Annotated in this window: 5 protein-coding genes and 1 pseudogene; 3 read left to right on the top strand and 3 right to left on the bottom strand. The window is 73.2% G+C overall.

Annotation, left to right across the window (positions count from 1 at the left end; all coding sequences use genetic code 11):
- Positions 1–606 (bottom strand): annotated as a pseudogene (locus ABZS54_RS41975) (hypothetical protein); the annotation flags it as partial.
- A gap of 147 nt (positions 607–753) precedes the next feature.
- Between ABZS54_RS41975 and ABZS54_RS41970 the strand changes: the two are divergent.
- The 3 genes from ABZS54_RS41970 (at position 754) to ABZS54_RS41960 (ending at position 4,087) form a co-directional block, all read left to right on the top strand.
- Entirely contained in the window at positions 754–2,304 is a 1,551-nt protein-coding gene (locus tag ABZS54_RS41970; protein WP_355548407.1) for a pyridoxal-dependent decarboxylase, read from the top strand.
- A gap of 77 nt (positions 2,305–2,381) precedes the next feature.
- Positions 2,382–3,296, top strand: a complete 915-nt coding sequence (locus tag ABZS54_RS41965; RefSeq protein WP_355548404.1) for a methyltransferase domain-containing protein — start codon at positions 2,382–2,384, stop codon at positions 3,294–3,296.
- Positions 3,293–4,087, top strand: a complete 795-nt coding sequence (locus ABZS54_RS41960) for a nucleotidyltransferase domain-containing protein (protein ID WP_355548401.1) — start codon at positions 3,293–3,295, stop codon at positions 4,085–4,087. The genes ABZS54_RS41965 and ABZS54_RS41960 overlap by 4 nt, the downstream gene beginning before the upstream one ends.
- On the opposite strand, the gene ABZS54_RS41955 is transcribed toward ABZS54_RS41960, so the two are convergent.
- A complete protein-coding gene (locus tag ABZS54_RS41955) occupies positions 4,035–4,532 on the bottom strand; it encodes an HIT family protein (protein ID WP_355548398.1) in 498 nt (165 codons plus the stop codon). The two genes, ABZS54_RS41960 and ABZS54_RS41955, sit on opposite strands and share 53 nt — an antisense overlap.
- 415 nt (positions 4,533–4,947) lie before the next feature.
- Positions 4,948–5,394 (bottom strand): hypothetical protein (locus ABZS54_RS41950; protein WP_355548396.1); only part of this gene is annotated, 447 nt, incomplete at its 5' end.

Raw genomic sequence — 5,394 nt, 5'->3', positions numbered from 1 at the left:
GAAGACGTGTGCGCGGCCGGGGCCGGCGGCGGCGCGCAGGAGCGGGGCCACCTGGCCGGCGAGGTAGGCGCCGATCATCGGCCGGACGTGGCCGCCGCCGAACCGGTCGTCGAGGTCGGCGAGTTGCGCGGTGGTGGCGCGGATGCGGGCGGCGTCGGCGGGCCCGACGCGGACGCGGCCGCTGCGGTTCGCGGTGGCGGTGGGGATCGGGAGGGTGAGGGCGGCCAGGGTGTACGCCCCGGCGGCGAGTGCGGCGCGGCGGTGCATGTCGTCGGCTCCCAGCGCGGCGAGGTGGTCAACGGGGTCACCGTCCCACGGCGCGGGCGTCGCGGTACAGGGCGCGTCCGGCCATCCGAGGTCGCCGGCGGAGAGGTCGGTCGCGTCGAGCATCCGCGCGAACGCTTCCACCACGAGCCCTCGTACGCGCTGCGGGGGAACCCTGCCGGTGAGCCAGTGGGCGATCGTGGACGCGTCGTAGCGGAGTGGGTGTCCGGCTTCCGCGGCGACTTTGCGCACTTCGGCGGCGCAGGCGGCCCAGGTTCGGCCGGTGCGCGCGAGGGTGTGGGCGAACGCGGTGTTGGTGACGGGACGGGTGCGCTGCCTCATCGCGAACTCCCCAGCGGCGACGCGAAATCGAGCGGGTCAAAGCGCAATACAGAGCAATACCGCGGACCCTACCAACGCAGTGTGACGCCCGGTGCACTGGACGCACAGGCGCCGACCCCGTCGGTGCCGTCGAGGGAGGGAGTCGCGATGATGCACCACTCCACGACCACCACACAGGACGCCCGTGCGGGGGCGGTCGACCCCGCCGATGCGGTCCTGACGCCCGCCACGCGGGACCGGGCGCTTGCCCTGCTCGCCGGGGCCCTGAGCACCGGTGTGGACCTCAAGGTCCGCGAGGACATCTACGCCGCGCCCCGGGTCGCCCCCGAGCGGCTGCGCGACCTGATCGTGGACGATCTGCCGGAGGTGTCGAGCGACCCGGGTCAGGTGATCGACGACATCCGACGAGGGATGCTGCCGTACTGCAAGAACGAGGCGTCCCCCAGGTTCGCGGGGTTCGCCGACACCGGCGCCGACATCGCCGCGCTCGCCGGGGCCGTCCTGGCGTTGTTCGCGCAGCAGAACCTGATCAACCAGAGCTTCGACTCGCCGAGCGCCACGTTCGTGGACATCGCGGTCCTGCGGTGGCTGCGCGACTTCGTCGGCTACGACAACCCCGCCCTGGACACCGTGGCCGACGTGTGGGACGTGGGCGGCGTCCTGACGCAGGGCGGCACCGGCAGCAACGCGGTGGCGATGATGCTCGCCCGCGAGCACGCCGCACCCGGCACCATGCGCGAGGGCGTGCGCGATCCGGGCCGGTTCAAGCTCGTCGTGCCCGCCGGGATCGGCCACTACAGCGTCAAGGGCGCCCTGGGGTGGCTCGGCTGCGGCGACGCCCTGCTCGAAGTCCCGGTGAGCGACTACCGGTACGACCTGGCCGCGCTTCGCCGCGCCCTGCGCGCGTACGACGGCCGGGTCATGGGGGTGGTCGCGTACGCCGGCGACAGTCGGACCCAGACGATCGACGACCTGGTCGCGGTGCACGACGTGGTCCGCGGCGAGGACCCGGGAATCTGGTTGCACGCCGACGCCTGCTGGGGTCTGCTCGCCGCGTTCACGAGCCGGCTGCGCCACAAGATCCGGGGCATCGAGCGTTACGACTCGGTGACCGTCGACGCGCACAAGGTCATGGAAGTCCCCTACACCCTGTCCGCGCTGTTGGTACGCGACCCGCAGGCGTTGCGAAGTATCACGACGTACTCGGACCTGATCATGCGCGAGCGTTTCGCGTTCGGCCAGGTCACCCCGTTCACCGGCAGCCGCGCGTGGGAGTCGCTGAAGCTGTGGGCGATGATGCGCGCCCGCGGGCGCGCGGGGCTGGCCGCGATGGCGGACCACCGGATCGCCACCGTCGCGGAGTTCACCCGGCTCGTCGACGCGCAGCCGCGCCTGGTCCGTCTGCACGATCCGGACCTGACCGCGCTGGTGTTCGCCTACCTCCCGGCCGGCCACGACCCCGCCGCCCCGGACGTCGAGCGGATCAACCTGGTGAACCGGCGTGTCCACGCGGATCTGATGCGCGGCGGCCGCTGGCACCTGCACCAGTTCTCCGTGCCCGACGCGGGACGGATCGCCGCGGGCGCGGAGGTGTGGCCGCTGCGGTTCCTCGGCGGGAACTCTCGTACCACCCCCGGCCATCTGGCGGCGCTCGTGGACGAAGTCGTGCGTCTGGGCGACGTCCACGACGCGCGCTGACCGACCGCGCCCCGCCGGGTCGGGGGCGCGCCGCCCCGGCCCGTTTCCTTCGCCCCGTCTGTGAAAGGCGGCTTTTGATGCCCGTGAACCCGCTCGCCGACGATCTGTCCGCGATCTATCGCGACGTGACCCTGCACGACGACGCCCTGCTGCCGCACCGGTTCCCCGTGCCCGCGACCGCCGAGCACGTGAGCGACGTCGCACTGATCGCCCGGACGATGGACGCCGTGAACCCCGAGGGCGGCCGCGTATTGGACGTGCTCGACCTCGGCTGCGGGACCGGCCGCGTCACGTACGCGCTGGCACCGCACGCCCGCACCCTGACCGGCGTGGACCTGAGCCCGGAGATGATCGCCGGGTTCGGCCGCGCCTTCCCCGACGCCCGGACCCTCACCGCCGACAGCTCCGCCGCCGTGGCCCGACTGTGCGAGGAGAACGCCCGATACGACGTGATCGGGGCGTTCTGGTCGCTCAACTACCCGCTGGCCGCCCGCTTCGAGCGCACCACACCGGACGGCATCGAGTTCCTCGCCGACGAGGAAACCGCCCACCGCGAGGCGAGCGGCTTCGTGGACGACCTGCTCACGCTCCTGAAGCCCGGCGGGCACCTGCTGGTGCTGTTCTTCGACTCCGAATCCCCCGAGGAGCGGCTGGTGACCCGCCTGTGGGAACGCCTGGCACCGTTCCCCGGCATCGGCCGCGCCCACACCCGCGCCCTGCTCACGGAGCGCCTGTACGCCGCCGAGGAGGCCGGACACGGCCGCACCACCATCCAGCGCCTCCCGGGCACGGCCACCGCCACCGACGCCGCCCACGCCCACGCGTGGATGAGCGACCACCACCTGGGCTCCCACCCCAAACTCGTGAACGACCCGGACGTCCTCGCCCAAGTCCACGCGTTCGTCGCGCACCACACCCTGCCGACCGGAACCGTCGAAATCCCGTGCGGCGTCCACCTCGTCGACTTCCACGCCGCCGGGACCGCGCGATGAACCCGGCCCGCGACACCCCCACCGTCCCCTCCGGAGCGCTGCGACGCGCGGCGGCCCTCGCCGGCGCCCACCCCGGGCCGGGCGGCTACGCCGTGGCGTACGGCTCCCACGCATCCGGCCACGGACGGCCCACCTCCGATCTGGACCTGCTGTTCGTCCACGACCGGCCCGCCACACCCTGCGCCGAACTCGTGACCGCGGTGATCGCACTGCACCCCGGCGAGGGGCTGACCCTGGACACCGAGGTACGACACGACGTCAAGCTCTGCGCGAGCTTCGACGACATCGACCAGGCCACCGCGCTGGCCGGGTTCGGGGCACCGCACCTGCGCGTCACCCCGGTGACCGACGACCCCGAGGAGCTGAACGCGGCACCGTTTCGGCTGCGGCTGTTCCTGTCCGCGCTGTCCGGGCCGCACATGTTCCTCGCGGGCGACCTGACCGCCTACCGGCGCCACACCGCCGCCGCGGACCGCGCCACCGCACAACTCGCGCTGGCGCTGCTGGGCTGCCCCACCGCGGCGCCGACCGTGACCGAAGCCGCCGGGTGCCTGCTCACCGGCCCCGGCGGCCACCGAGGCAAGGACTGGCTGGGCTGGGAGGAAGGCCCCGCCCTGTACGCCACGCTGCACCGCGGCCTGGCCGCGCTCAACGGCTCGGGCCTGCTGTCCGGGCCCGACCACGAAGGCCGCTACCGCACGCGTGCCCGGCCCACGGCCGGGCACGCCGCCACGGCCCTCACCCCGCGTGGTGCTCCCACGCGGCCCGGACCCGTGCCAAATCCGCGCTGAACTCGTCCTCGCCGCACGGAGCGGCGTCCAGCCACTCCGCGGGCATCGGTCCCCCCGGCGCCGGGTCCTCCCGGTGCCGGGGGATCACGTGCGTGTGCAGATGCGGCACCGAGTTCCCCAAGGTCTCGTAATTGACCTTGACCGGACCGAACACGGCCTCGACCACGCGACCCACCCGGGTCACTTCCGTCCAGTACCCGGCGACCTCGTACGGCTCCAGTTCGGTCGGCTCGGCCACGTGCCTGCCGGACCAGATCGCCATCACGTACCCACGCACCCGGCTGCGCCGCAGGTAGGTGTCCACCCAGGTGCCTCGGGCGACGAGGACTCCGACGCCGATGTCCTCGGTGCCGTCGTTGGCGCACATCACGCAGCCGCGGCCGGCTCGTCGCTCGGCCCAGTCGCTCGGCCAGGCAACGACGGCGGCAGGCAGCGCGGTGTTCATCCCTTGACTCCCGAATCAGACACGCACCCGCGAGGGGCGGGCGCATCAGAGTCTTCAGGGTAGAACGGAAACCCCGTTCGGTGCCCGAGGATTGGCACCGGCCCATCCGGACGAGGGACCGGCCCACGGGTGAAGGCCGTTCCGTGGGATCGAGCACGCGGGCCGGGTGAAGGTCGTCGGCGGCGCGGAATCGGCGTGGTCGGGGCCGGTGATCGAGCCGTCACAGCCGAGCGACGACGCACCCCGCGTTGTCCGGTTCAGCTTGGCTGAGGGGAACGGTGAACACCGACGTCGCCGCCGCGGCATCGACTGCGAGCGAGTGCCCGGGCGGCGGTCGGCACGGCAACGCTGCCAGGACTCCGCCGAAGCCTCTCCGGAGGCGACCGGGCGGTGCGGGGCTGGGGCCGGTGCGGGGCTATCCGATGACTTCGCGGAGAACCATGATCGCGTCGCTCTGGCAACGCGCGACCGCGTGACCCACCCGTTCCGGGCCGTCCTCGTGCTGCATCGCGGCGCGGACCGCGTCCTCGGCCAGAGACCGGGCGAAAGTGAGGGCCCCCACACCCGCCGGGGTCAACCAGGCCAGGTCGGCCAGGAGATCGCCGCCCGCCGCCTCCGCGACCAGATCCGTCCCGGGGCTAAGTGCCGCGTGCGACCCGTTGAAGCAGCCGTGATGGGCGTCCCACGTGTTCACCAGGACCGCGGTCTCCCGGGACAGGCGCCGCGACTCGAGGGGCCGCGCCCGCAGTTCACGCGCGTCGACGTGACGGCCGGTGAGGTCCATCAGGGCCGGCAGCACGCACCGCGCGAGGACGTTCACGCTCGCCCACCGCGTGGCGGTCGGCGTCGGGGACGCAACCTC

It is taken from the genome of Embleya sp. NPDC005575, from assembly GCF_040605455.1.
GTDB lineage: Bacteria > Actinomycetota > Actinomycetes > Streptomycetales > Streptomycetaceae > Embleya.
This window is presented reverse-complemented; position numbering and strand designations above follow the sequence as displayed.